Consider the following 24,620-nt stretch of genomic DNA (forward strand, 5'->3'; position numbering starts at 1 on the left):
GCAGGGCACAGCCCCTCAAGGATAACAGGATACCAGCATGACCGGCGCATCCGATACCCCCGCACCGCAGGCGACCCCCGTTCCCACGGAAGGGGCGCGCGCCGCCACGCTGCACGTGCCCGTGCTGCTGGACGAGGTGCTGGAAGCGCTGGCCCCCCGCGCCGGGGGGCGCTACCTGGACGGCACCGTGGGCCTTGGCGGCCATTCCGCCGCCATCATGGAACGCATCAGCCCGGACGGCGAACTGTGCTGCCTCGACCGCGACACCGCCGCCCTGGCGCATGCCCGGCAACGGTTGGCCCCCTGGGGCGGCCGGGTGCACTTCTTTCACACCCGCTATGCCGATTTCGAGGCCGCGCTGGACCAGCTTGGCTGGGACAAGGTGGATGGCGCGCTCATCGACATCGGGGTGTCGTCCATGCAGATCGACTCCGCCGAGCGGGGGTTCAGCTTTCACGCGGACGGTCCGCTGGACATGCGCATGGACCAGGACGGCGACGAGGCCCCGGCCGCGAAGCTGGTGAACCGCGCCACCGTGGACGTGCTGAAGGACATCATCCGCCGCTACGGCGAAGACCCCATGGCCGGGCGCATCGCCCGCGCCATCGTGGACGCCCGCGCGGCAGGCCCCATCGAAACCACGGCCCAGCTTGCCGCCATCGTGGACCGGGCCTACCCGGCCAAGTGGCGCGCCACCTCGCGCAACCACCCGGCCACCCGCACCTTCCAGGCCCTGCGCATGGCCGTCAACGATGAACTGGGCCAGTTGGAACGCTTTCTCGACCGCATCCTGGACCGGCTGAACCCGGGCGGGCGGCTGGCGGTGATCACCTTCCACTCGCTGGAAGACCGCATCGTCAAACATCGTCTGCGCGACGAATCGCAGGGCTGCGTGTGCCCGCGCACCGTGCCCCGCTGTGAATGCGGCCACAAGGCCCGCGTGGACGTGCTGACCAGAAAGCCGGTCACCGCAAGCGAGGCGGAACTGGCCCGCAACTCCCGCGCCGCCAGCGCCAAGCTGCGCGCGGCCGTGCGCCTGGCCGAAGGGCAAGCCCCGCGCCCAAGGCGGCGCAATAAGTACGCCCCGGAAGGCCGCGATGCAGCGGAAGGGGACGCGTCATGAGCCAGGGCGTGGGAAGCTGGGTGCTGGCCATGATCCTGTCGGTGCTGACCAGTCTGGTGCTGGGGCTGTCGCTGGTGTGGCTGAACATCGAACGCATGGACATGGCCTACAACCTGCGCAAGTTGCAGGGAGAACTGGACGGACGGGCGGCCCTGACCGCCAAGCTTGAAGTGGAGCGGGACCGGCTGATGTCGCCGTATGAACTGGGAAGGAAGGCGGAGGCCATGGGCATGCGGGGGGCACGCCCCGGCCAGATCCGCCGCATCGAGGAGGCGGGGCGCTAGCGCCCCGGATGGTCATGCTGCGAGCAGACAGGAAGTCACGCATACTCGGCAGGCCCGCGCCGCGCACCGCGCGCGACGCGCGTCCCTCTCTTGAATTGCGCGCCCCCCGCGCCGCTCGCGTTGCCCGCGACAATGGCGACAGGCGCGACGCCCGCAACCGGCGCGCGTCGGGTTCCGTTTTTGGCGGCACCTCGCGCTTCAACCCGTTCGCCCGGTTCGGCGACGCGGACTGGAGCCGGGTGCGCCTGTACGGCGTGGGCTGCGTGTTCGCCGTGCTGTGGATGCTGCTGTGGTCGCGCGCCTGGTACGTGCAGGTCTACGACGGCGACCGGCTTGCCGGCCTTGCCCGCCGCCAGCACATGGCGGCGGAGACCGTTTCCGGCAGGCGCGGGGCCATCCTCGACCGCAATGGGCAGATCCTGGCCCGCAGCGTTGAGGTGCGGTCCATCTACGTCCGCCCCGGCGAGGTGCGCGACGTGGACGCCACCGTCAATGGTCTGGCCACCGCGCTGGAAGCCCCTGCCAAACATGTGCGCGACGCCGTTACCGCCAAGCGCGGCTTTTCGTGGGTGGCCCGCAAGGTGGATGACCTTGCCGCGGAAAACGTGCGCAAGGCGGGCTTGCCCGGCGTGTACCTGACCAGCGAGTACGAACGCATCTATCCCTTCAAACAGATGGCCGGGCAGTTGCTGGGCTTCGTGGGCATGGAGAGCAAGGGCCTTGAAGGCCTGGAACTTACCTTCGACGAGGTGTTGAGCGGCGACTCCGCGCGCAACGTGGTGCAGCGCGACGCGGCCGGGCGGCGGCTGGACATGGACGGCGGCGCTGCCCGCGCGTCCCTGCGCGGCCGCGACGTGCGCCTGACCATCGACACCCAGGTGCAGTTCTTTGCCGAAGAAGCCCTGGCCCGCTCCGTGGACCAGTTCGACGCCTCGTGGGGCGGGTGCCTGGTGGTGGACGTGGACTCGGGCGACATTCTGGCCTGGGCGCAGTACCCGTTCTTCAACCCCAATTCCTACCGCGACTACAAGGCCGACCGCTGGCGCAACCGCCTGGCCGCCGACGCGCTGGAACCCGGCTCCACCCTCAAGCCGTTCCTGGTGGCCGCCGCGCTGCAGGAAGGCGTGGTCAAGGGCGACACCAACTTCAACTGCGAAAAGGGCCGCTGGAAGACCCGCTACATCACCATCCGCGACACGCACAGCTACGACGTGCTGCCGGTGAACAAGGTGCTGCGCTACTCCAGCAACATCGGCATGGCCAAGATCGGCCTGGAGCTTGGGGCCAAACGCTACTGGGAATACCTGAACCAGCTGGGCTTCGGCGACCGCACCGGGCTGCCCATCACCGAGAGCAAGGGCATCCTGCGCGACCCGCGCCATTGGTCCGAGCCGGACCTGATCACCACATCGTTCGGCCAGGCCATCGCCGCCACCGGCGTGCAGATGGCCCAAGCCTACCTTACCCTGGCCAACGGCGGCGAACGCAAGCCGCTGCGCCTGGTGGTGGACAGCGGCGACGACGCCCCGGCCAATTCGGCCAGCCAGAAGGTCTACAACGACAAGACGGTGAAACAGGTCATCTCCATGCTGCGTGAAGTGGTGGAGGAAGACGGCACCGGCACCCGCGCGCGCATCCCCGGCATCATGGTGGGCGGCAAGACCGGCACCGCGCAAAAGGCTGACGAAACAGGGCGTTACGGACACGAGCGGCTGGCTTCGTTCGTGGGTTTCGCGCCCATCGACCGGCCCAAGTACCTGATTTTGGTCATGGTGGACGAACCCCAGAAAAATTCGTACGGCGGCGTGGTCGCCGCGCCCGTGTTCAAGCACGTGGCCATGCGTACCATGGCCTATCACGGCCTGCTGCCCGACGCGCCCGACCCCGAGGCCCCCGCCTACGCCACTCCCCTGGGCAAGACCGGCCCGGTGGAAGTGCGCCGCGAGGTGGCCGAGGCCGTGCGCGAGGCCCCCGACGGCGTGCCCAACGTGGTGGGCAAGTCGGTGCGCCGCGCCGTCGAGGTGTTCGCCCGGCAAGGCATGGTTCCCATCCTGAAGGGGGCGGGCCAGACCGTGATCCGCCAGACGCCGGAACCGGGCGCAGAATGGCCCAAGGGCCAGCCCACGGGGCAGTGCGTCCTGTGGCTTTCCGAGAATTCCTAGGAGCATCGGCAGATGACCCGTATCTCTTTTGATGGCCTTCTGGCCCGTGTGCGTGAAAACACGCCGGAAATCCGCACCGACTCGCGCAAGGTGGGCCGGGGCGACGTGTTCGTGGCCGTGCCCGGCGTTGCCGCCAACGGCGGCGCTGGCGTGGACGGCGCGGACTTCATTTCCAAGGCGTGGGCCGCCGGGGCGGGAGCCGTGGTGTGCCTGTCCGAGCGGGTGGATGCGGCCCTTGCCGCCGCGCCGGAAGGAGCCGTGGTCGCCGCCCACGACGACCCGCGCGCGGCCATCGGCCTGCTGGGCCAGGCCCGGTACGGCACCGATGCGCTGTCCTTCCCGGTGGTGGCAGTTACCGGCACCAACGGCAAGACCACCATCACCTATCTTCTTGAGCATGTGTTTTCCGCGCAGGGCCGCCGCGCCGGGGTGCTGGGCACGGTCAGTTACCGCTGGCCGGGCTTTGCCATGGACGCGCCCCTGACCACGCCCGACTGCATAGAAACCCACGCCATGCTGGCCCGCATGGAGAACGCCGGGGTGGACGTGGCGCTGATGGAGGTTTCGTCGCACGCGCTGGATCAGCGCCGGGTGGCGGGCATCCGCTTTGCCGGGGCCATCCTGACCAACCTGACGCAGGACCATCTGGATTACCACGGCGACATGGAACAGTACTATGCCGCCAAGGCCCGCCTGTTCACCGAACTGCCCGACGCGGACAAGGCCTGCGCCATCAACGCCGACGATGCCTGGGGCCGTCGCCTGCTGGGCGAGGTTACGCACGCCATCGGCTTCGGGCTGAATGCGGCCAACACCGTACCGGGCCGCCGCCATCTGCACGGCGAGATGATCCGCAACGCCACCTCGGGCCTTACGCTGCGCATGACCTTCGAGGGGCGGCAGTGGGAGCTTTCCTCGCACCTCGTGGGCGCGCACAACGCCTCCAACCTGCTGGCCGTGCAGGCGGTGTGCCTGGGCATGGGGCTTGCGCCGGAAGACTTCGCGAGCCTTGCCGCCTTCACCGGCGTGCCGGGGCGGCTGGAGCGCATCGTGAACCCGCGAGGGCTGGACATTTTCGTGGATTACGCCCATACCCCCGACGCGCTGGAAAACGTGCTGCGCGCGCTGCGCGCGGTGGGCTTTTCGCGCATCGTCACCGTGTTCGGCTGCGGCGGCAACCGCGACCGCACCAAGCGCCCCCTGATGGGGCAGGCGGTGGCCCGCCATGCCGACGTGGCCGTGCTCACGTCCGACAACCCCCGCCACGAAGACCCGCAGGCCATCATGGCCGACGTGCTGCCCGGCCTTGCCGGCGCGCGCGAGGTGGTCAGCGAACCCGACCGGGGCCGGGCCATCGGCAAGGCGCTGGCCCTGCTGCAGCCGGGCGACGTGTTGCTGGTGGCGGGCAAGGGGCATGAAAGTTACCAGCAGATCGGCGACCGCAAGGTGCCGTACAGCGACCAGCAGGTCATCCGGGAGATATTGGGGTGCAACTGATCTCAGACGCCACGCCGGTCCGGGGCTTTTCGCCATCCGGGGGCGTAGTCCCAGCCGGGCGCGCGGCGCGCGCCATCCGAACCACGCAGTACACCGGCGGGGGGCGTCATGCTGTATAACCTGCTGTATCCGTTAAGCACCGAATTCACGGTCCTCAACGTCTTCCGCTACATCACCTTCCGGTCGGTGTGGGCGCTGCTGACGGCGTTGCTGCTGTCCATCCTCATGGGGCCCCGGTTCATCGAATGGCTGCAGCGCATCAAGTGCGGCCAGCAGATCCACGAGGACGTCACCTGCCACGTGCAGAAGGCGGGCACCCCCACCATGGGCGGCCTGCTCATCGCCTTTTCGCTGTCCATCAGCGTGCTGCTGTGGGCCGACCTGACCAACAAGTACGTCTGGCTGACCATGCTCATCTTTCTGGGATTTGGCCTGGTGGGCTTTCTGGACGACTACATCAAAGTGCGCCGCCGCAACAACAAGGGCCTTTCCGCGCGCGCCAAGTTCCTGGGTCAGGTGGTTGTGGCCGCCGTGGCCATGTATCTGGTGGTCGCCGAGCCGGTGTATTCCACGCGCCTCGCCTTCCCGTTCTTCAAGGGCCTCGCGCCCGACCTCGGCTGGCTGTACATCCCCTTCGCCGTGACGGTCATGGTGGGCTCGTCCAACGGGGTGAACCTTACCGACGGGCTGGACGGCCTGGCCATCGGCCCCACCATCATCGCGGGCATGGTCTTCGCCGTGTTCATCTACGTGGCGGGCAACGTGCAGATGTCCAACTACCTGCAGGTGCCCTACGTGCCCGGCGTGGGCGAGGTGACGGTGTTCTGCGGGGCGCTGGTGGGTGCGAGCCTGGGCTTTCTGTGGTTCAACGCCTACCCCGCGCAGGTGTTCATGGGCGACGTGGGCTCGCTGGCCCTTGGCGGCGCGCTGGGCTTCCTGGCCGTGCTGTGCAAGCAGGAACTGCTGCTGCTCATCGTGGGCGGGCTGTTCGTGGTGGAAACCCTGTCGGTGATCCTGCAGGTGGGCTACTTCAAGTTCACGGGGGGCAAGCGCATCTTCCGCATGGCCCCGCTGCACCACCATTTTGAACTGCAGGGCATCCCCGAGTCGAAGATCATCATCAGGTTCTGGATCATGTCGGCGCTGCTGGGGTTGATGGCGCTGTCGGTCCTGAAGCTCCGCTAGGGGTTGTTTCTAAATTGTTCTTTCGCCCGTTGGCGGCGTCAATCTTCGCCTGCCATTTTGGTCAAATACGATAAGAGTATACTCCCTCATGGCAGGCTCGTTTTCCTTGCCAACGAACGAAAACCCTAATTTGGAAACAACCCCTGGGACAAGGAAACGGCAATGACTTGCGACAAGCACATGGCGCGGACCATCGGCAAGGGCGACCTTGTGGTGGTCGTGGGCGCGGGCCGCTCGGGCATGGCTGCCGCGCGGCTGCTGCACCGCATGGGGGCGCGCGTGCGCCTGCTGGAACGCAAGGCCGACGGCGTGCCTGCCGACTTTCTGCAATGGGCGGCCGCATCGGGCGTGGAAATCGCCACCGGCCCCCATTCCCCGGCGCAGTTCGAGGGGGCGCGGGCCGTGGTGCCCAGCCCTGGCATGGCCGTGGCCACGCTGCGCCCGCTGCTGCCCGAGGGGCCGGACGCGCCCGAGGTGCTGGCCGAAATGGAGCTTGCCTGGCGGCAGCTCAACGGCGAACCCGTGTTGGCCGTCACCGGCACCAGCGGCAAGACCACCACGGTCTCGCTGTGCGCGGCCATGCTCAAGGCGCAGGGTCTTGGCGTGTTCCTGGGCGGCAACATCGGCACCCCCCTCAGCGAGTACGTGCTGTCCGTGGCGGATGGCGGGCCGCGCGCGGATGCGCTGGTCATCGAGATTTCCAGCTTCCAGTTGCAGGCCTGCACCACCTTTCGGCCGCGCGTGGCCATGCTGCTCAACGTCAGCGAGAATCACCTCGACTACCACGCGGACATGGCGGAATACATCGACGCCAAGTTCCGGCTGTTCCGCTGCATGGAAGAAGGCGACCTAGCCATCTTCGGCGAGGGCGTGCGCGATCTGGTCGCCGCGCGCGAGCTGAAGCCCCGTACGCTGTTCTTCGACGCCGGGGCGAAGCGCTTTCCGCAAACCCGCCTGCTGGGCGGTCACAACCTGGCCAACATCGAGGCCGCGTGGCAGGCCTGCCGCGAATTCGGCGTGACGCCGGAGGCGGCGGGAAGGGCCGTGGCGGACTTCGCCCCATTGGAACACCGGCTGGAGGCCGTGGCCGAGCGAAACGGCGTGCTGTGGGTGAACGATTCCAAGTGCACCACGGTGGAGGCCCTGCGCGTGGCGCTGCAAGCCTTCGACAGGCCGGTGGTGCTGATGGTGGGCGGCAAGTTCAAGGGGGGCGACCTTGCGTCCCTGCTGCCGCTGCTGCACGGACGGGTGCGGGCCGTGGTGGGCTTTGGCGCCAGCCGTGAACATTTCGAGGGGGCATGGTTGGGGCAGGGGGATTTCTCCATGTCCTGGCATCCCGCGCTGGAACCCGCCGTGGCCGAGGCCGCCGCGCTGGCCCAGCCTGGCGACGCGGTGGTGATGGCCCCGGCCACCTCCAGCTTCGACCTCTTCGCCAACTACAAGGAGCGCGGCCACGCCTTCCGCCGCGTGGTGGAGGCCCTGCCATGAGGTTCGGCGCGCAGGCGGACGCCCACCCCTCGGCCGCGCTGGCCGAACTGCGGCACGGCGGCGGCAGCTTTGGCGGCATCGCCCACGGCGACCACGGTCCGCAGAACGGCGTGGACTGGTGGCTGTTCGCCATTGCGCTTACCCTGCTGGGCATCGGCCTGCTGATGGTGCTTTCCGCCAGCGGCATCGTGGCCGAGCGCTTCAATGGCGACAAGTACTACTTCTTCAAGCGCCAGATGATCTTCGCCTGCGTGGGCGGCGTGGCCATGTTCATCGCCGCGCTGATGCCCCGCAACCTGCTGTACAAGCTGCAATACCCGGCCCTGTTCGGGGTGCTGGCGCTGCTCATCCTGGTGCTGACCCCGGTGGGCACCAAGGTCAACGGCGCGCGCCGCTGGATCCTTCTGGGGCCGGTGGCCGTGCAGCCCATGGAATTCACCAAGATCGCCCTGGCCCTGTATCTGGCCTACTTCATGAGCACCAAGCAGGCGCTCATCAAGACCTTCAGCCGGGGGGTCATCCCGCCTTTCGCGGTCACGGGGCTGTTCTGCGGGTTGCTGCTGCTTCAGCCCGACTTCGGCGGGGCGGCGGTGCTGGCCATGATTCTGTTCTTCATGTGCCTGGTGGGCGGCACGCGGTTCATCTATCTCGCCCTTTCCGGCGCGGCCGCCGTGGCCGGGGGCTGGCTGCTCATCGTGCAGTCGCCGTACCGCTTCCGCCGCCTGACCGCCTTTCTCGACCCCTTCGCCGACGCGCAGGACTCCGGCTACCAGTTGGTGCAGTCGCTGTTCGCGCTGGGGTCGGGCGGCATCACCGGCGTGGGCATCGGGGCCAGTCGCCAGAAGCTGTTCTACCTGCCGGAAGCGCACAACGACTTCATCATCGCCGTGCTGGGCGAGGAACTGGGCTTCATCGGCATGTCGCTGGTCTTCGTGCTGATGGGACTGATGTTCTGGCGGTGCTTCCGCATTGCCGCCCGGCAGGAGGACCTGCGAGACCGGTTCACCGCCTTCGGCATCACTCTGGTGCTGCTGCTGGGGGCCGTGCTGAACATGGCGGTGGTCATGGGCGTGGCGCCACCCAAGGGCGTGCCCATGCCCTTCCTGAGTTATGGCGGCAGCAGCCTGTTGACCACGCTGACCTGTGTGGGCCTGTTGCTGAATTATTCGCGGACGGCGCGCTGACGGCGCGCCTTCGCACGTTTCTGCCACCGAACGAAATACCGGAGGACACACCATGCGCCGCGTCATCCTCACCACTGGCGGAACCGGGGGGCACATCTTCCCGGCGCTGGCCGTGGCCGAGGAGATCACCCGCCGCCATCCCAAAGCCCGCGTCCTGTTCCTGGGCGGGCAATACGGGCCGGAGGCCGACCTTGCGGCCCGAGCGGGGCTCGAGTATGTGGGCCTGCCGGTGCGCGGGGTGATGGGGCGCGGCCTGCGCGCGGTGACAGCCGCCGGGGCCATGGCCCTTGGTGTATGGCGCGCGGTTTCCGTGGTGCGCCGGTTCGACCCGGACATGGTGGTGGGCTTCGGCGGCTACGCCGCCTTTGCCGGCGTGCTGGCCGCGCGGCTGTGCGGCAGGCCCGCCGCCATCCACGAGCAGAATTCCATCCCCGGGTTGACCAATCGCCTGCTGGGCCGCGTGGTGCGGCGGGTTTTCCTGTCTCTGCCGGACACGGCGGGCGTGTTTTCCGCAGGACGCTGCGTGCTCACCGGCAACCCGGTGCGTGCGGCCATCGTGGCGGCGGGTGAGGCGACCGGGGTGCAGCGTTCCACCCGTTCGCGCCGCCTGCTGGTTATGGGCGGCAGCCTGGGGGCCCGCGCCATCAACGAGGCCGTGGTGGCCGCGCTGCCCGCCCTGCGCGACGCCGGTGTTGAGCTGTGGCACCAGACCGGCACCTCCGATTGGGAACGGGTGCGCGCGGGCTACAAGCAGGCCGGAATTTCCGAAGCCCGCGTCGAGGCGTTCATCGACGACGTGGCCAGCGCCTACACCTGGGCCGACCTCGTGCTGTGCCGCGCCGGGGCCACTTCGGTGGCCGAGTTGGCCGTGGCGGGCAAGCCCTCGGTGCTGGTGCCGTTTCCGTTCGCCACCCACAACCACCAGTTGCACAACGCCCGGCACATCGCCGACGCCGGGGCCGCGCTGGTGGTGGAGCAGAAGGATCTTGTCCCCCAGGTAGGCGGCCCCGACGGCAAGGCCGCCGTGGCCCTGGACCGCGTGCTCACCGGACTTCTGGCCGATCGCCAGCGCCTGGACCGCATGGGCGGCGCAGCGCGCGCCATGGGCAGGCCGCAGGCCGCTGCCGCCGTGGTGGACGGCATGGAAGCCATCCTCGCGGGGCGCAAGTAGGTGAGGACACAATTCGTTAGGGTGTGAATTTTTTGTGTGCCTCCGGCGGGCAAGGTGCTTCGCGCTCTGCGATCGCCATCCGTAAGGTTCGCGCTTCGCGCTCACCTAACGGCTGCCGTCCCTGCACCCCTGAATAGGGGAAAATTTCATCGGTGCAGCGCGTCCCCTCTACAGGGGGGCTGACAGCAAATTGAAAGTTTTTCGAAATGGGGTTGCAAGGGGCAGCGCCCCTTGCCCGCCGGAGGCGTAAAAAACGGAACCTTGCCTCCGTCAGTGATTGCAATCAAGCGCAAGGCAATATGAAAAGCTATGAATAACAACAAGATCAAGAAAATACACATGGTCGGCATCGGCGGCTCGGGCATGAGCGGCATCGCAGAGGTGCTGCTGAACCTGGGCTACGAGGTCTGCGGTTCGGACATGGCCGACGGCACGGTGGTGCGCCGCCTGCGCAAGCTGGGGGCGGAGATTTTCATCGGGCATGGCGCGGGCAACGTCACGGACGCGCAGGTGCTGGTGAAGTCCACGGCCATCGGCGACGACAACCCGGAAGTGGCGGCCGCGCGCACGCGGGGCATCCCCATCATTCCGCGCGCAGAAATGCTGGCCGAGCTGATGCGCCTGCGCACGGGCATCGCCATCGCGGGCACGCACGGCAAGACCACCACCACCTCGCTGGCCGCCGCCATCTTCGACGAGGCGGGCACCGACCCCACGGTGATCATCGGCGGGCGGCTGAACGCCTATGGGGCCAACGCACGCCTGGGCGACGGCCAATACCTTATCGCCGAGGCGGACGAATCGGACGGGTCGTTCCTGTGCCTGTTCCCCATCGTCACCGTGGTCACCAACGTGGACATGGATCACATGGACCATTACCCCTCGTTGCAGGCCATCGACGACGCCTTCGTGGACTTCATGAACAAGGTGCCGTTCTACGGCATGAACGTGGTTTGCGGGGACGACCCAGGTGTGCGCAGGCTGCTGCCCCGCGTGAAGCGCCCGGTGATCACCTACGGCTTCGACGAGCACAACGCCATTCGGGCCGAGGTGCTGGCCTGCGCGGACACCAGCCTTTTCAACGTCATCGTCAACGGCGAGGACATCGGCCAGGTGCGCCTGGCCCAGCCGGGCCGCCACAACATCCTGAACGCCCTGGCCGCCATAGGCGTGGCGCTGGAATGCGACATCGCGCCCGAGAAGATCGTGGCGGGCCTTGCCAAGTTCGGCGGGGTGGGGCGTCGCTTCGAGCGCAAGGGCGAGCGCGACGGCGTGCTGGTGGTGGACGATTACGGCCACCACCCGGCGGAAATCGCGGCCACCCTGGACACGGCGCGCCAGTGCTTTCCGCACCGGCGGCTGGTGGTGGTGTTCCAGCCGCACCGGTTCACCCGCACCCAGGCCCTGTTCGGCGAGTTCTGCAAGGTGTTCGACGGGGTGGACAAGCTGCTGCTGACGGAAATCTACCCCGCGTCGGAAAAGCCCATCCCTGGCGTGAGCGGGCAAAGCCTTGCCCAGGGCATCCGCCAGGTGTCCAAGACCGACGTGACCTACCATCAGGACTTCGATTCCGTGCTGGCGGCGCTGCCCGGCGTGCTGCAACCCGGCGACCTTCTGCTGACGCTGGGCGCGGGCAACGTGACCACCATCGGCCCCCGCTACCTGGAAAGGGAATAGCATGCTCAAGGTTCTTGACGGCCCCGTGCTTGCGCACCGCACCACGCTCCGCCTTGGCGGCAGGGCGCTGGCCGAGGTGCGCGCGGCCGGGCCGGAGGACCTGGACGGCCTGCCCGAAACACTGGCCCGCCTGGGCGGCGAACCGCGCATGCTGGGCTGCGGCAGCAACATTCTTGCCGACGACGGCGAACTGCCCGTGGTGGTGGTGACGCTGGCGGGCGACGGCCCCTTCGGCGCGGAGCCGCAAATCACCGGAGAAACCGAGGATGGCCGCGTGCTGGTGCGCGTGGGCGCCGCGCAGCGACTGCCGCGCCTGCTGGCGCGCCTGGCCTCGTGGGGCCTTGGCGGCATGGAGGGCCTTGCGGGCATACCTGGCGGGGTGGGCGGCGCGGTGGCCATGAACGCCGGTTCTTACGGTTGCGAGTGCGGTTCCGCACTGCATGCCGTCACCGTGTTTTCTCCCGCCCTTGGGCACGCGACCCTGGGGCCGGAGCGGTTCCGTTACGGCTACCGCCATTTTTCCGTGCTGGACGCCACTGGCGCGCCGCTGGACGGCTGGTTTCTGGTCACCTCGGCCACCTTCGCCCTGACACGGGGCGACGGGGCAGCCATCCATGCCGCCATGCGCGGAAATTACCTGAAGAAGAAGGCGACGCAACCTGTACTGGCCCACAGTGCGGGCTGCGTCTTTCGCAATCCTTCGCCGCAGAACCCTGCAGGAAAGTTGCTTGATACGGCAGGACTTAAGGGATACCGCATTGGTGGTATGGCTTTTTCAAAAATGCACGCGAACTTCATGATCAATGAAGGAACAGGCACTGCGAAAGACGCCTTCAGTTTATTGCAGTTTGCAAGAGTTGCCGTGAGTGAACGTTTTGGAATGAATCTTGAGCTTGAAGTGAAGGTCTGGTCATGGCGATAGCATTGTCGCGTGGAAAGAAAGGCGCGAAGAATGCGTACAGCAGAAAAAGCGTGAAGCCACAAAAGGCCACGCTGCATCCCGGTAGCGGGGTGATGCCATTGGTCAGATGGATCTTCACCATGTCGGTTCTGGTGTCTATTCTTGTCGGAATAAGTGTAGGTTTGCTGTACGTCTACAGATATGCGACGAGTTCTGAATATTTTGCAGTCAAAACTATTGAAGTCTCCGGCAATTTGAGGTTAAGACAAGAGGAAATCCTGGCGTTGGCGGGCATTGCCCCCGGCTCGAACAGTCTGGCGGTCAACATCGCGGAGATGGAGTCGGGGCTGCTGCGCAACCCATGGGTTACGGAAGTGTCCGTAAAAAGGTTGCTTCCTGACGGATTTGCGATAAAAGTCGCTGAACGGGAGCCGAAGTTCTGGGTACAGCGCGGAGGCGAACTTCTCTACGCCGACGAACACGGCAACATCATCGCCCCGGTTGGGGCGGGCCGGTTCACCTCGCTGCCCACGCTGGAAGTGGAGGCGGGGGCCGAGGAGGCGCTGGAACGCCTGCCCGAGATAACCGGCGATCTGAAGCGGGCCAGGCTGCCCGTGGATATCGCCCTGGTATCGTGGGTGCGCCTGAGCCCCGGCAAGGGCGTGGAACTGTATCTGGAAAACAGCGACCTGCGCCTCAGCATCGCGCTGGAAGACTGGCGCGACAATCTCGACAGGCTGGGTAAGGTGCTCGACGACCTTGCCCGTCGGGGTGAACTGAAGCAGGTGCGCGAGGTGAAGACGGGGGGCGTCAACGTCTGGGTACAGAAGGACGCCGCCCTCGGCGGCTGACCCGGCAGTGCGAAACCGCACGGGCAGCCCCAACGGCACCCGTTCGGCATCGCGTAAACAGGAGTAGCAGATGCCCAAGTCGGATCTGATTGTCGGCCTTGATATCGGAACCACCAAGATTTGCGCGGTCGTGGGCGAAGCCACGCCCGACGGGGTCGATATCGTCGGCATCGGCACCAGTCCCTCCACCGGCCTGCGCAAGGGCGTGGTGGTCAACATCGAGCAGACCGTCCAGTCCATCAAGAAAGCTCTCGAAGAAGCCGAGTTGATGGCTGGCTGCGAAATCCGTTCGGTCTATGCGGGTATCGCGGGCAGCCACATCAAGGGCTTCAACAGTCATGGCGTCATCGCCGTAAAAGGCGGCGAGGTGGGCCCCAAGGACGTCGAACGCGCGCTGGACGCGGCGAAAGCCGTGGCCATTCCGCTGGACCGCGAAGTCATCCACATCCTTCCGCAGGAATACATCGTGGACGACCAGCGCGGCATTGCCGACCCGCTCGGCATGGCGGGCGTGCGGCTAGAGGTCAAGGTGCACATCGTGACGGGCGCCGTGACGTCCGCCCAGAACATCGTGCGCTCCTGCCACAGGAGCGGGCTCGACGTGTCGGACATCGTGCTTGAGGCGCTGGCCTCCAGCAAGGCCGTGCTGACCGAGGAAGAGAGGGAGATTGGCGTCGCCCTCGTCGACCTTGGCGGCGGCACCACCGACATCGCCGTGTTCTCCAACGATTCCATCAAGCACACGGGCGTGCTTGCGCTGGGCGGGCAGAACCTGACCAACGACATCGCGTTCGGGTTGCGCACCCCCATGGTTTCGGCCGAAAAGATCAAGGTCAAGTACGGCTGCGCCATGGCCGACCTTGTGCGCAACGACGACCTCATCGAGGTGCCGAGCGTGGGCGGGCGCGAACCGCGCCGCCTGTCGCGCCAGGTGCTTGCCGAAATCTGCGAACCCCGCATGGAGGAAATCCTGTCGCTGGTGGATCAGGAACTCGTGCGCTCCGGCTTCAAGAGCATGATCGGGGCGGGCGTGGTGCTGACTGGCGGCACGGCCCTCATCGATGGGTGTCAGGAGCTTGGCGAGCAGATTTTCAACATGCCCACCCGCATCGGCTACCCCCGCAATGTGGGCGGGCTGCGCGACGTGGTGAACAGCCCGAAGTTCGCCACCGCCGTAGGGCTTTTGCGCTACGGCGCGGAAAAGGAGGGCCTTGAGCTCAAGTTCCGCATCCGCGACGGCAACGTGTTCAACCGCGTGCTGTCGCGCATGCGCAAGTGGTTCTCCGACATCTCGTAAACCGTGGGTCCTGCGGACCAGTCATTCGGACAAGGAGAGGCGTATGGAATTTCACGAGATCGATGCCGAAAGCACTGCAAAGATAAAGGTCATCGGCGTCGGCGGCGGCGGCGGCAACGCGGTCCAGAACATGATATCCTCCGCGCTGAAGGGGGTCACCTTCATCGCGGCGAACACCGATATCCAGGCCCTCAGCCGGTCTTCCGCCGAACTCAAGATCCAGCTCGGCGACAAGCTGACCAAGGGCCTCGGCGCGGGCGCCAACCCCGGCATCGGCCGCGACGCCGCCCTTGAGAGCATGAGCGCCATCAAGGACGCCATCGGCGAGGCCGACATGGTCTTCGTCACCGCGGGCATGGGCGGCGGCACCGGTACCGGCGCGGCCCCCGTCATCGCGCAGGCCGCCAAGGAACTGGGCGCGCTGACCGTTGGCGTGGTCACCAAGCCGTTCTTCTTCGAAGGCAAGAAGCGCCTTGAAGCCGCGGAAGTGGGCATCTCCGAATTCCGCGAGCACGTGGACAGCCTGATCACCATCCCCAACGACCGCCTGCTTTCCCTGGCCCCCAAGAAGGCCACCTTCGTGGAAATGCTGAAGAAGGCCGACGAGGTGCTGTACTTCGCGGTGAAGGGCATTTCCGACCTGATCATGGTGCCCGGCCTCATCAACCTCGACTTCGCGGACGTGAAGGCGGTGATGGGCGAATCGGGCCTGGCCATGATGGGCGCGGGCATCGCGCGCGGCGAATCGCGCGCCCGTGAAGCCGCCATGAAGGCCATCACCAGCCCGCTGCTGGAAGACGTTTCCATCGACGGCGCGCGCGGCGTGCTCATGAACATCACCTGCGGGCCGGACCTGACCATCGACGAAGTCAGCGAAGCCGCCGGGATCATCCAGGAAGCCGCGCACGAAGACGCGCGCATCTTCTTCGGCACCGTGTTCGACGACACGGCGGGCGAGGAAATGCGTATCACCGTCATCGCCACCGGCATCGACGCGGACATGGTCAGCGTGGATGGCGCGGGCAAGTCGGGCACCGTCACCCCGTTCCGCAAGGGCGGCGCGGCCCCGCAGGCCCAGCCCGCGCCCCGCTCGGCCGCGCAGCCGCGCGCCGAACAGGTGCAGCAGGCCAAGCCCGCGCTGCAGCCGCGCGGCATGGGCGGCTTTTCGGAAGACGACCGCAACATCCCCGCCTACCTGCGCAAGCAGGGGCAGGTGCAGGCCACGGTGAACCGCATCAACACTCACGCCCCCGGCGAAGAAGACTTCATCTTCGACGAGGACGAGTTCGAGATTCCGTCCTTCATCCGCAAGCAGGCGGACTAGCGGACGGAAGCCCGACGGGCCGTACCCTTTCCCCGCCCCGCGCGGGAAGGAGGCATGCGGCCAACCCGACCCTGCGGATCCGGCGTTACAACCGGGGGGGTACGCCGCAGGCAACGGTGCATACGCGCCACGCGCGCACGATAGACCCCGCGCACGGGACGAAGAAGACGCCTCTCCATCCCGGGCACGGTTTACGGGAGGGCCGCCCCAACGGGGCGGCCTTTTCTCGTTGCGGGGGCTGGATTTTTGCGTGGCAGTGGTTACGCTGTATGCCGTGCGTGACCGCGCCCGCCGAAAGGAGGATGGGGGTGCAACCCGCGTGCGCGTGCACGCGGGGGTTGTCCCTCTGGCCGCATGTGCGGCCCGGGAGCGTGGCCCGCCAAGGAGAGACCCATGCGTACGCAATTCATTCCGGAAGTTCGCTTTGCCCGGTGGGCTTCCCTGTTCCTTCTGTTGGCCCTGGCGGCGCTGGCCGCCGCTTGCGCCCCGCTGACGCGCGGCTTGAGCGGCGACGCGGTGGCCTCTTCGGCTCGTCCGGCGGCGCTGGTGCGCCCGGCGGCCGGGTTCGCGCTGCTGGGCTCTGGCGCGGCATCGCCCCTGCTGGACACCGAACTGGGCATGCGCCACGCCGAAGCGGGGTGGGCCTTCTACGCCGATGCCACCCGCGAACGGCAACTGGCCGTGCTGCTGGCCGAGGCGCCCACCGGCTGGCAATGGGAACTGGACGTTTCCAGCCCCTGGCGTGAAGTGCGGCGCGACGTGTACGCCACCGGCCCGGCGCGCTTCAGCGGCGCAACCTTCCTCATGCCCGCCTCGGCCGACCCGTTCACGGCCCTGCTGCCCGCCACGCCTAAGCTCGCGCCTGAAGACGGCGAATGGCGCTGGCTGGTGCGGCGCTACACGCAGTTGCACGATTTTCGCGCGGTGAAGCTGGTGGTGGAATACCGCGAACCCGTGCCCGTGGGCGCGGGCGAGCAGCTTGCCGATGCGCTGGACGCCGGGCAGCAGCCCTCCGGCCGTGCGGCGGCCCTGCTGGGAGAGTTCGAGGCCCGCGCCCGCGCGGCGTTCTCGGTAACGGAGTATCCGGCGGGCGGCGTTGCCGTGGAGGGGTTTGCGCATGACGCGCGCACGGTGCACCTGCGCAACCTGGCCGGGATGGCCGGGCGCATGGAGCCCATCCGCAACCTGCCCAGTGACGACAGATAGACGCAGGCGCGGAAGGCCAGCGAAACCGCCAGCCTTCCGCGCCTGCCAGCCCCGCTGAAACGCCAAGGAGGCCCCGTGCCCAAGCTGATCGTTCTCGCCCTTGCCGTGCTGTTGGCCGGGCTGTTCTATGCGCTCATGCACCGCAACCCCATCCGGCGCGGCCTTGCGGGCGACATGCTGGCCTCGTCGGCACGGCCCGCGTTGTTGGTGCGCGCTGCGCACGGGCTTGCGCCCGCCGGGGCGGGCGTGGCGGACATTGCGCCAGAAACGGCCAGCGCCAGCGGCTCGGCACGGGTGTACTACGCCCTGCACGCCCGGCCGGGGCGGGGTGGCACGGGCGACCCGGCCCGCCTCGTGGCCCTGCTGGCCGAAACCTCCAGCGAGTACCGCTGGCCGCTGGACGTATCCTCCGGCCTGACGGAGATGCGCGCGGCCAGCGGCGAACTGGCGGGCATGACCCTGCACGCGGCCACCTTCGCCTTGCCGCCGGACAAGGATGCGCTGGCCCCGGCCTTTGGGGACGACCCCTCGCCGTGGGGCGCTGGCGCGCTGGTGCGCAGGTTCACCGGGCTTGCGGAAATGCGCCACGTGAAGGTGGTGGTGGAATATCGCGAGCCGTTGGAGGAAACCAGGGACTCGCCCCGCTTCGGCCATCCGGCCGTGCTGGACGACCCCGCCGCCCTGGCCGCCTTCGAGGCGCGGGCGGAACGGGCCTTCCAACTGGAGCGACCCGGCGGCGACTGGGCCAAGGGCCGGGACATCAGCCGGTTGGATGCCGCCCCGGAACGGTTGGAGCGGCGCGCGCTTGCGCGGATGCTGGGCATTCTCGAGCGGGACAGGGGGGACGACCGCTGACACGGTTGGGGGGACAACCGCTGATGCGGGCAGGATGACACCCCTTGCCGTCATGGGAAAAATGCGCAGGCCCCGCCGGACAACCGGCGGGGCCTGCGTGCGTTCGGGCGGTGCGCGCTACTCGGCGCGCTTCACGTAGCAGACGATGCGGCCTTCGGCCACGGCCACGCCGGGCGCGGTTTCGGACGCGATGCGCACGAAGATGTTGCCGATGCGGTAGCCCTGCAAGCGCACGTCGGCCTCGGCGATAAGGTCGGCGAAGGGGGCGGGCCGCAGGAAGTCCACGCGCATGTCCACGGTGGAGACCAGGTCGTTGGGGCCGAAATGGGTCCACAGGGCCACGTTGCCGCAGATGTCGGCCAGGGTGGATATGACCCCGCCGTGCAGCGCCCCGCGCGACTTGTTGCCCGCGAATTCCTCGCGAAAGGGCAGGCGCAGCCTGGCGTAGCCGGTGCGCACCTCCTCCACCTTGATGCCAAGGTGACGGTGCCAGTCCACGTGCTGTTCGACAAAGGGCACGAGGTCTTCATGGACGGTGTTCACGGGGCCTCCGGGTTGCGGCGTGGGGAACGGAAAGGGCGGGGGCTCTCGCCCCCGCCCGATGATATACCCCAAGTCGGGCATGCGCGCCACCGGCGGAAGCGGATCCGCCCGGCGCGCCACGTTTTGGCGTCAGCGCGCCCCGGCCATGGAGCGCAGTCGTGCGATGCGTTCCTCGATGGGCGGATGGGTGCTGAACAGGCTGGCCATGCTGGCCCCGCTGAACGGGTTCACGATGAACATGTGCGCGGTGGCCTGGTTGCCGTGCTGCATGGGCACTCGCTGCGAGAACGCCTGCAGCTTGCCCAGCGCCCCGGCAAGATACAGCGGGTTGCCCGCCAGGGCCGCGCCCGTTTCGTCGGCCAGGTATTCGCGCGAGCGGGAAATGGCGAACTGGATCAGCGAGGCGGCGATGGGCGCGACGATGGCCATCATGATGGCCACCAGCGGGCTGGCGCCGCCTTCTTCGTCGTCGCTGCGGCCAAGGCCGAAGATGGCCGCCCACTGCATCATGCTGGCCACGGACACGATGACCGAGGCCAGCACCCCGGCCACGGTCTGCACCAGGATATCGCGGTTGGCGATGTGCCCTATCTCGTGGGCCAGCACGCCCTTCAACTCTTCCGGCGAGAGGATGCGCATGATGCCGTGGGTGACGGCCACCACGCCGTGGGCCGGGTCTCGCCCGGTGGCGAAGGCGTTGGGGGCTTCTTCGGGTATGACGCACACGCGCGGCTTGGGAATGCCCGCGCGCGCGGCCAGTTCCTCGACCATGGCGTGCAGCATGGGGGCGTCGTTGGGCCCCACTTCCTGCGCGCCGTACATGGAAAGGACGATCTTGTCGGAATACCAGTAGCTGCCGACGTTCATCACCAGGGCCAGGATCAGTGCGATCATGATGCCCGTCTTGCCGCCCATGGCCCCGCCAAGGACGATGATGATGCCCGAAAGAAGGGCAAGCAGCATGGCGGTCTTGATCTGACTGGTCACGGTCTGTGCTCCTTGCGTGGGGTGGGCGCGGGATGGCCCGCGCGGTTGGTGTCGGGCGGATGGCGCGCGTGCGGCCGTAGGCCGTATCGCATGGACGTGCCGGGCCGCATGGCCGCGCGGCGCGTCCTTCCGCCTGCGCAACTATGTAATATCGCAGCGGGAGATGGCAAGGGGGGTGATGCCGCAATACTGCGGCAGGGGGCTGCGAAAGAAGGGTGTGGCGCTTTCGTCGTGCGGCAAGGGCTGGGCGGGGGCGCACTGGCTTGCTGCGTGCCTGCACCATACCGGTAAGGCGGGAAGACGTGTCGCCGCTGGCCGGGTAATGGATGCCGAACCCGCGCATCACGGACCTGGCGGCGAGGTTCCGGGATGCGGCGCTGATGGAGCGTTACCTGTGTGCGTCCGCAAAAGTGATGGAAGGGACGAGGACGGAGCGGACTGGCTAGTGGGTGATCAAGCCCACCTGCAGCATCATGTGGAAGCGCCGGACCATGGCTTGCGGCAGGGGCGATTCCCACATGCCCAGCGCCTGCGCCGCGCCCCAGGTGACCAGCAGCACTGCCACGCATCCGGCGGCAATGGACCACGCGGGCAGGCGGCGCTTGCCGGGGGCCGTCACGGAGAGGCAGCCGTCCACCGGACAGGCGGCGATGCATTCGGTGCAGCCCACGCATTCACCGGAAGAAACCCGCTCCAGTCGCTGCACGGGCAGGGCGGCGGGGCAGGCGCGCGAACAGCGCCCGCAATCCACGCAGACTGCCGGGTCGCGCCGCACCGCCACCGGGGAAAGGCGCGCCAGCAGCGAGAGCAGCGCGCCGTAGGGACACAGCACCCGGCACCAGAAATAGGGCAGCACCAGCGAGGCCACGCCCAGCACGGCGAACACGGTGAGCGCTGTGGGGCTTGGCGCGAGGAAGAACTGGAGCATCCGGGTGTCCGCCACGAAGTTGTAGGGCGAGAGCAGGAAGCCCTCTATGGATTCCACATCCATGGACACCACGGAAATCCATGCGAACTGCGCCAGCAGCAGGTACTTGGGCAGCGAGAGCAGGCGGGATACGCGCGGACCGGTGCGCCGGGCGATGCGCAGCCGCGCGCCCAGCCGGGCCAGCAGCGACGAGATGAACCCCACCGGGCAGATGTACCCGCAAAAGCCCTTGCGCAGCAGCACGGCCATGCCCAGCACGGCAATGAAGATGAACAGCCCGGCCGGATGCACCGGGTCCCACTGGCCGGTGAACAGCAGCCGCTTGAAGGCGATGAGCGCGCTGATGGGCAGGAACCCTTCCACCGAGGGGGGCTTGGGCACGAAGTCCTCGGTTTCTCCCATGGCCCAGCGCACGTACAGGACGAAGCGCCACCCGGCGTACAGCAGAAAGATGGCATAGGCGGCCTGCACGCCAAGGCGGACGCGCGAAGGGGACAACAGGCGGGATGCGGAACGCGGCACGGAATGCTCCTGTGGTAGAGGCTGGCGGAACGGGGCCGGTGGGGCCTCGGAGGGGACGGGCGGAATCGGGCACGCATGGTTCTGGCGCAGGGCAGCCGAACGGGTCGGGCGGACGCCATGACGGTGTCCCGCGTCTATCCGGAACGGCATTCGGTTCCACGGGCAATCTTGCCCCCTGGGTGCGGCGGTGTCCGTCGGCCAGGCGACAGTTATCCGCGCGGGGCGGCAGCCCTCGCCAACCATGCGTGCTGAGAACGCGGCTGAATCTGGCCTGACGGAGGCCCGCCGCGACCGTGGCACATGGCGGCGGACACGTCCGTGATGTGGGTCACGGTGCCGTGCGCGGGGCGGGGCGTCCATGCCCTTCAGGCGGCGGAAACCGCCATGGGCCGGAGTGGGCAGGCTTGTGCGGGGATGGCCGTGACGCCTGGGGATGCGCTCAACAAGGGAGGGGAGCGGCACCTGGGGGCGTTGCCGGTGGCCGATGCGGCGTACACGTGCGCCAGACGTGAAAACGGACGGCGAATGCCGTCCGTTCTGCCTGCCGTGGCCACCCGCAGGACGGGGGGCACGGGAAGGGTGGTCGCGGGGAAACGCCAAGCGCGGGCATGCCCGGCGTCAGGCGCTGCGCCCGCCGCAACCCTTTAGTGGTGATGCGTATCGTTGGGGGTCGAACACTTGATGTAGCGCAGACCGATGGCCACGCCCAGAATACCCGCGAAGAACCATGCGAAATCCATGACAGCCTCCTTCTGGTGCCCCGGCGCGGAATGGCGCGCGGGTTGTGCGCAATTTCCCAATCCTCGCTTCGAGGTGTACCGGAAAGAATCAGGAAGTTCAAGGGCCTTGCCGCCGGGGAAGGGCGTCAGACCCCGGTGCGGCCAGACCCGGCGTGGGCAGCATCCTGCCCTGCCTCCGCAAAGCCCCGTCCGGCCTCGGCCACGAAGCGGCGCAGCCTGTCCGGGCACTTGCGCCCATCCGGGCCTTCCACGCCGGTGTGGGCGTCCACTCCTGCCGGGCGCACCCGCAGGATGGCCTCGCGCACGTTGTCCGGGTTCAGCCCGCCCGCCAGGATCACCGGACGGGGTGAGCGGCGCGCCAGCTCCGCGCTCACGGTCCAGTCGTGGGTGCGTCCGGTGGCCCCGTCCGCCCCGGTGGCCGGGTCGTGGGTGTCGGTGATGAAGGCGTCGGCCAGGGGGGCCAGTTCACGTACGGTGTCCAGCAGTTCCGGCAGGTTGTCCTCGGTGCGCACCACCAGGCTCTTGATCAGGAACAGGTTGGGCATTTCCCGGCGCAGCCGGGCCAGTTCGGCGGCGGTCACCGGGCCGTGCAGTTGCAGGCGGCGCAGGCCCAGCGCGCGGCAGAAGGCCGCCGCCTCGGCTCCGTCGGCGATGTAGGTGATGCCCACGGGCAGCAGGGGCGGGGCGGGCAGGCGCTCCACCTCGGCCACCAGCCGGGCGGCCTCGGTCTCGGTCAGGTCTTCCGCGTTCACCGGCAGGCGCAGGGGCAGGCCCATGGCGTGCACCCCCGCCGCGCGCAGGGCCAGGGCCTCGGCCAGGTCGTGCACGCCCGCCACCTGGATCAGGCTGGCGATGGGCGCTCCCCGTTCCAGCCGGGGGAACGTCGCCCCGGTCATGCGGGCGCGCCCTGCGGCGTGCCGCCGCCGTCACCGCGCGGGCCAGATTCGGTGACACGTCCGCCGGACAGGCGCAGCACGTGGGTGATTTCCGGAATCAGGTCGCCGTCGTGGTGGGTGACCAGCACCATCTGCACGCCAGCGCGGGCCAGTTGGCCCAGCAGGCCCAGGAACGCGGCGCGGCTGGCCGGGTCCAGCCCGGAGCAGGGTTCGTCCAGCAACAGCAGGTCGGGCGCGCCCGCCAGCGCGCGGGCCAGCAGCACCCGGCGCAGCTGCCCGGTGGACAGGGTGCGGATGCGTTGCCCGGCCAGCCCGGCCGCGCCCAGCATGCGCAGCCAGTGGGCGGCCTCTGCCCGCTGGTCGTCGTCGGGTTCCTCGTACAGGCCGATGGTGCCGGAAAAGCCGGTGAGCACCAGCTCTTCGGCGGTCAGGTCGTAGCCGTAGGTAGCTTGCAACTGGTCGGAAACAAGGGCCACGCGGCGGTGCAGCAAGGGCAGGTCGCGCAGCGAGGCCTGCGCCGCCGGTTCGCGCCGGGCCACGCCGCAGGAATTCTCGTTGGCGAACCACACGATGTCGCCGCCCACGGCCACGTTCTCCTCGCCGTGCAGCAGGCGCAGCAGGGTGGACTTGCCCGAGCCGTTGGGGCCGATGACGCACCAGTTCTCGCCGCGCCGGATGGTCCAGTCGATGGCGTGCAGCACGTGCACCCGATCGACGTACACGTCGCCGTGTTCGATGCGGGCCAGCACCGGGGCCAGGGGCGATCCCGAATCGCCATTCCCGCCGGGCAGGCGGGCCGGGGCGGCTGGGGCGATGTCCGGTGCGTCCCACTCATCACCCGCGCACACGCCGGAATCGGCGGGCAGGTTGGCCATGACCTGCGCCAGCGGACCCTGCGCCGTGATGCGCCCGCCCTGCACCAGCAGGGCGCGGCTGAGGCAAGCGGGCAACTGGTCGGTGCGGTGGGTGGCGAACAGCACGGTCACCCCCTGCGCGGCGGCCTGGTCCACGGCGCGCAGCACGGCGTCGCGGGCCGTGGCGTCCAGCCCTTCGCACACCTCGTCCAGCAGCAGCACGGCGGGTTGGCGCACCAGGGCGCGGGCCACCAGCATCAGGCGCAACTGGCCTTGCGACATGCTGGGCACCTTGGCGTCCAGCAGATGCGCCGCGCCCAGGCGGCGGGCCAGTTCGCGCGCAGCGGCGATACGTTCCGCGCCGGGGTCCTCGTAGAGCAGGGGGGTGTCGAAATAGCCGGTGAGCAGCAGTTCCTGGCCGGTGAGCAGCCAGCCCTGGCGCAGGTAGCGTTCCTGCTGGGCAGAGGACACGCTGGCGCACAAGGCCCGGCCGACAAGGGGCGATGTTTCGCCGGGCGGCGTGGGCGCCCCTTCAGGCGCGGGCGGAAACCAGGTCACCTTGCCGCCGTCGATCTGGTCCGGCCGGGTGGTGCCGCGCACCACCCGCAGCAGGGTGGATTTGCCCGCGCCGTTGCGGCCGAACACGGCCCAGCATTCCCCGGCGCGCAGGGTCCAGCTTGCGCCGTCCAGGGCGCGGCGTCCGCCGAAGCTGACGCGGACGTTGTCCAGCACCGCCAGCGGGGCGGCGTGATGGGTATGGTGGGTGTGCGAGTTGGTCATGATGATGGGGGATAATGGGAGAAAAGGAACGTGGTGCAAGAAAAGCCGGGAACGACGGGACGCCGTTCAGTCATAGGGGCGCGCCGAATGAGGTTTTTCGTTCGTTGGCAAGGACAACGAGCGTGCCACGGAGGGAGTATGCTTTTGTGGTATTCGACCGGAGTG

20 protein-coding genes are annotated in these 24,620 nt (G+C 68.2%); 15 read left to right on the forward strand and 5 right to left on the reverse strand.

Features of this window, described 5'->3' with window-relative positions:
- Positions 1–37: 37 nt before the first annotated feature.
- From rsmH to RVX_RS05750, 15 genes are all read left to right on the forward strand, one after another.
- Positions 38–1,123, forward strand: a complete 1,086-nt coding sequence (gene rsmH, locus RVX_RS05680) for a 16S rRNA (cytosine(1402)-N(4))-methyltransferase RsmH (protein WP_116305084.1) — start codon at positions 38–40, stop codon at positions 1,121–1,123.
- Positions 1,120–1,407, forward strand: a complete 288-nt coding sequence (locus tag RVX_RS05685; protein ID WP_116305085.1) for a hypothetical protein — start codon at positions 1,120–1,122, stop codon at positions 1,405–1,407. The genes rsmH and RVX_RS05685 overlap by 4 nt, the downstream gene beginning before the upstream one ends.
- 14 nt (positions 1,408–1,421) lie before the next feature.
- Entirely contained in the window at positions 1,422–3,569 is a 2,148-nt protein-coding gene (locus RVX_RS05690) for a penicillin-binding transpeptidase domain-containing protein (RefSeq protein WP_116306391.1), read from the forward strand.
- Between the two features lie 12 nt (positions 3,570–3,581).
- Positions 3,582–5,066, forward strand: coding sequence for a UDP-N-acetylmuramoyl-L-alanyl-D-glutamate--2,6-diaminopimelate ligase (locus RVX_RS05695; protein WP_116305086.1), 1,485 nt, complete (start codon positions 3,582–3,584; stop codon positions 5,064–5,066).
- A 108-nt stretch (positions 5,067–5,174) separates the two neighbouring features.
- Positions 5,175–6,251: a phospho-N-acetylmuramoyl-pentapeptide-transferase gene (mraY, locus tag RVX_RS05700; RefSeq protein ID WP_007522907.1), complete on the forward strand. Its 1,077-nt coding sequence runs from the start codon at positions 5,175–5,177 to the stop codon at positions 6,249–6,251.
- Positions 6,252–6,413: 162 nt separating this feature from the next.
- Complete coding sequence (gene murD / locus RVX_RS05705; RefSeq protein WP_116305087.1) at positions 6,414–7,739, forward strand: UDP-N-acetylmuramoyl-L-alanine--D-glutamate ligase; 1,326 nt, start codon at positions 6,414–6,416, stop codon at positions 7,737–7,739.
- On the forward strand, positions 7,736–8,923 hold the full coding sequence (gene ftsW, locus RVX_RS05710) for a putative lipid II flippase FtsW (RefSeq protein ID WP_172596528.1): 1,188 nt from the start codon (positions 7,736–7,738) through the stop codon (positions 8,921–8,923). The genes murD and ftsW overlap by 4 nt, the downstream gene beginning before the upstream one ends.
- Before the next feature lie 52 nt (positions 8,924–8,975).
- Entirely contained in the window at positions 8,976–10,094 is a 1,119-nt protein-coding gene (murG, locus tag RVX_RS05715; protein ID WP_116305088.1) for an undecaprenyldiphospho-muramoylpentapeptide beta-N-acetylglucosaminyltransferase, read from the forward strand.
- Positions 10,095–10,403: 309 nt separating this feature from the next.
- Entirely contained in the window at positions 10,404–11,771 is a 1,368-nt protein-coding gene (murC, locus tag RVX_RS05720) for a UDP-N-acetylmuramate--L-alanine ligase (protein ID WP_116305089.1), read from the forward strand.
- Position 11,772: 1 nt separating this feature from the next.
- The gene (gene murB, locus RVX_RS05725; RefSeq protein ID WP_116305090.1) at positions 11,773–12,693 is read left to right on the forward strand and encodes a UDP-N-acetylmuramate dehydrogenase; all 921 of its coding nucleotides are present in this window, start codon (positions 11,773–11,775) and stop codon (positions 12,691–12,693) included.
- On the forward strand, positions 12,684–13,523 hold the full coding sequence (locus RVX_RS05730) for a cell division protein FtsQ/DivIB (RefSeq protein ID WP_116305091.1): 840 nt from the start codon (positions 12,684–12,686) through the stop codon (positions 13,521–13,523). The genes murB and RVX_RS05730 overlap by 10 nt, the downstream gene beginning before the upstream one ends.
- A 70-nt stretch (positions 13,524–13,593) precedes the next feature.
- Entirely contained in the window at positions 13,594–14,820 is a 1,227-nt protein-coding gene (gene ftsA / locus RVX_RS05735) for a cell division protein FtsA (protein WP_007522896.1), read from the forward strand.
- Positions 14,821–14,863: 43 nt separating this feature from the next.
- On the forward strand, positions 14,864–16,144 hold the full coding sequence (ftsZ, locus tag RVX_RS05740) for a cell division protein FtsZ (protein ID WP_116305092.1): 1,281 nt from the start codon (positions 14,864–14,866) through the stop codon (positions 16,142–16,144).
- A gap of 393 nt (positions 16,145–16,537) precedes the next feature.
- Positions 16,538–17,350, forward strand: coding sequence for a DUF4851 domain-containing protein (locus tag RVX_RS05745; RefSeq protein ID WP_116305093.1), 813 nt, complete (start codon positions 16,538–16,540; stop codon positions 17,348–17,350).
- A gap of 75 nt (positions 17,351–17,425) precedes the next feature.
- The gene (locus RVX_RS05750; protein ID WP_116305094.1) at positions 17,426–18,205 is read left to right on the forward strand and encodes a DUF4851 domain-containing protein; all 780 of its coding nucleotides are present in this window, start codon (positions 17,426–17,428) and stop codon (positions 18,203–18,205) included.
- 117 nt (positions 18,206–18,322) lie between these two features.
- Here RVX_RS05750 and RVX_RS05755 read toward each other — a convergent pair whose 3' ends face one another.
- The 5 genes from RVX_RS05755 to RVX_RS05775 all read right to left on the reverse strand — a co-directional run bounded on the left by RVX_RS05755 (position 18,323) and on the right by RVX_RS05775 (position 24,455).
- The gene (locus RVX_RS05755) at positions 18,323–18,748 is read right to left on the reverse strand and encodes a PaaI family thioesterase (RefSeq protein WP_230404418.1); all 426 of its coding nucleotides are present in this window, start codon (positions 18,746–18,748) and stop codon (positions 18,323–18,325) included.
- A gap of 129 nt (positions 18,749–18,877) precedes the next feature.
- A complete protein-coding gene (locus tag RVX_RS05760; RefSeq protein ID WP_007522888.1) occupies positions 18,878–19,735 on the reverse strand; it encodes a zinc metalloprotease HtpX in 858 nt (285 codons plus the stop codon).
- Positions 19,736–20,177: 442 nt separating this feature from the next.
- Positions 20,178–21,185 carry a 4Fe-4S binding protein gene (locus tag RVX_RS05765; RefSeq protein WP_116305095.1) on the reverse strand — a complete coding sequence of 336 codons (1,008 nt, stop codon included), beginning with the start codon at positions 21,183–21,185 and terminating at the stop codon, positions 20,178–20,180.
- An 865-nt stretch (positions 21,186–22,050) separates the two neighbouring features.
- Positions 22,051–22,821: a phosphoribosylanthranilate isomerase gene (locus tag RVX_RS05770; protein WP_116305096.1), complete on the reverse strand. Its 771-nt coding sequence runs from the start codon at positions 22,819–22,821 to the stop codon at positions 22,051–22,053.
- On the reverse strand, positions 22,818–24,455 hold the full coding sequence (locus RVX_RS05775; protein WP_116305097.1) for an ATP-binding cassette domain-containing protein: 1,638 nt from the start codon (positions 24,453–24,455) through the stop codon (positions 22,818–22,820). The genes RVX_RS05770 and RVX_RS05775 overlap by 4 nt, the downstream gene beginning before the upstream one ends.
- Positions 24,456–24,620: the final 165 nt, after the last annotated feature.

Source organism: Nitratidesulfovibrio sp. HK-II (genome assembly GCF_003402415.2).
GTDB lineage: Bacteria > Desulfobacterota > Desulfovibrionia > Desulfovibrionales > Desulfovibrionaceae > Cupidesulfovibrio.

Bases quoted from the DNA above. Each gene is read 5' to 3' on its own strand.
- rsmH (WP_116305084.1), top strand. From the start codon at position 38: ATGACCGGCGCATCCGATACCCCCGCACCGCAGGCGACCCCCGTTCCC.
- RVX_RS05685 (WP_116305085.1), top strand. From the start codon at position 1,120: ATGAGCCAGGGCGTGGGAAGCTGGGTGCTGGCCATGATCCTGTCGGTG.
- RVX_RS05690 (WP_116306391.1), top strand. From the start codon at position 1,422: ATGCTGCGAGCAGACAGGAAGTCACGCATACTCGGCAGGCCCGCGCCG.
- RVX_RS05695 (WP_116305086.1), top strand. From the start codon at position 3,582: ATGACCCGTATCTCTTTTGATGGCCTTCTGGCCCGTGTGCGTGAAAAC.
- mraY (WP_007522907.1), top strand. From the start codon at position 5,175: ATGCTGTATAACCTGCTGTATCCGTTAAGCACCGAATTCACGGTCCTC.
- murD (WP_116305087.1), top strand. From the start codon at position 6,414: ATGACTTGCGACAAGCACATGGCGCGGACCATCGGCAAGGGCGACCTT.
- ftsW (WP_172596528.1), top strand. From the start codon at position 7,736: ATGAGGTTCGGCGCGCAGGCGGACGCCCACCCCTCGGCCGCGCTGGCC.
- murG (WP_116305088.1), top strand. From the start codon at position 8,976: ATGCGCCGCGTCATCCTCACCACTGGCGGAACCGGGGGGCACATCTTC.
- murC (WP_116305089.1), top strand. From the start codon at position 10,404: ATGAATAACAACAAGATCAAGAAAATACACATGGTCGGCATCGGCGGC.
- murB (WP_116305090.1), top strand. From the start codon at position 11,773: ATGCTCAAGGTTCTTGACGGCCCCGTGCTTGCGCACCGCACCACGCTC.
- RVX_RS05730 (WP_116305091.1), top strand. From the start codon at position 12,684: ATGGCGATAGCATTGTCGCGTGGAAAGAAAGGCGCGAAGAATGCGTAC.
- ftsA (WP_007522896.1), top strand. From the start codon at position 13,594: ATGCCCAAGTCGGATCTGATTGTCGGCCTTGATATCGGAACCACCAAG.
- ftsZ (WP_116305092.1), top strand. From the start codon at position 14,864: ATGGAATTTCACGAGATCGATGCCGAAAGCACTGCAAAGATAAAGGTC.
- RVX_RS05745 (WP_116305093.1), top strand. From the start codon at position 16,538: ATGCGTACGCAATTCATTCCGGAAGTTCGCTTTGCCCGGTGGGCTTCC.
- RVX_RS05770 (WP_116305096.1), bottom strand. From the start codon at position 22,821: ATGACCGGGGCGACGTTCCCCCGGCTGGAACGGGGAGCGCCCATCGCC.
- RVX_RS05775 (WP_116305097.1), bottom strand. From the start codon at position 24,455: ATGACCAACTCGCACACCCACCATACCCATCACGCCGCCCCGCTGGCG.